Source organism: Flavobacterium sp. ZT3R18 (genome assembly GCF_007097385.1).
GTDB lineage: Bacteria > Bacteroidota > Bacteroidia > Flavobacteriales > Flavobacteriaceae > Flavobacterium.
On the sequence record NZ_VJZS01000069.1, the window covers coordinates 1 to 1,120 of the forward strand.

The window sequence follows — 1,120 nt, forward strand, 5'->3', positions numbered from 1 at the left end:
GTTTCGCATCATATTTTCTGCAAAGCCGAAAATTGAAAGGTTACGAAGCACACACCATCTCAAAGCGGCAAGACGTTGGCGGTCAGCTGAAGGACCGAACTGACGCAGGAAATGTCCATAACAAATTGGACGAAACCTTAACAAGTTCTAAACTTAAGCAAGCTAGCGAAATCTAGAATCGCAGTATTTTGGAAGCTAAACATCCGAAAGACAGCGGAAACGGGAGTGTTAGCGATCATTGTAAGGCGACACTTAGAGATAGACAACAGAATAAAAAATTTAATATGGAATTTAGACAATATAGCCTTGACTATGCAGACACATTTGCACAAATGCGTAACAACCCTAATGTTTTAGATAATGGTTATGACAAAACACCTAATCCATTTACAAAACAAGATGCAATAGATTTTATAAACATTCAGCTTGATAAAAATCCTTCTCAAAGATTTTTTATATTCTATGACAATGAATTGGCAGGAGAAATAGGAATTACAATTCAGGATGATGTGCATAGACTTTGTGCCGAAATAGGTTATTTCATAGCAGAGCCATTTTGGGGCAAAGGCTTAGCAACACAAGCTATTGCAAAAATGACTGAATATACTTTTGCAACTTTTGACATTGTGAGAATTGTAGCTGGTGTTTTTGATTTTAATAACGCATCAATGAAAGCATTAGAAAAAAACGGATATTATTTAGAAAGCATAAGAAAAAAAGCTGTTATCAAAAAAGGGCAAATTATTGATGACTACATTTGGGTGAAATTAAACGACTGACAACATAAACAACGAACCGCTAACAGGCGTTTGGATTGTCAAAAGCTAAACTTACGCAAGACAGAAGAAACGTGACAGCTGGACGGAATATTGAAAAAAAATATATGCTCCGAACTATTTCGGATAAACAATAATTGACGCAGCCGAACCGCCAACAGGCGTTTTGTGACAGTGGGGTTTTAGTGGAATTAACGTTTCGCATCACGTTTTCGTTCAACCAAAACGTTCACGTTTACGATTTCCCCACCATCACAAAGCGCCGAGACGTTGGCGGTAATTATTTACAACATTTGAACTAAAATTGAAAATATGGCGACACAAAGAAAAAGAACTGAGCCAGT

1 protein-coding gene is annotated in these 1,120 nt (G+C 37.1%); it reads left to right on the forward strand.

What is annotated here, in order from left to right; all coding sequences use genetic code 11:
• The first annotated feature begins 188 nt into the window (after positions 1-188).
• The gene (locus tag FNW52_RS20610) at positions 189-779 is read left to right on the forward strand and encodes a GNAT family N-acetyltransferase (protein WP_185966057.1); all 591 of its coding nucleotides are present in this window, start codon (positions 189-191) and stop codon (positions 777-779) included.
• Positions 780-1,120 lie beyond the last annotated feature (341 nt).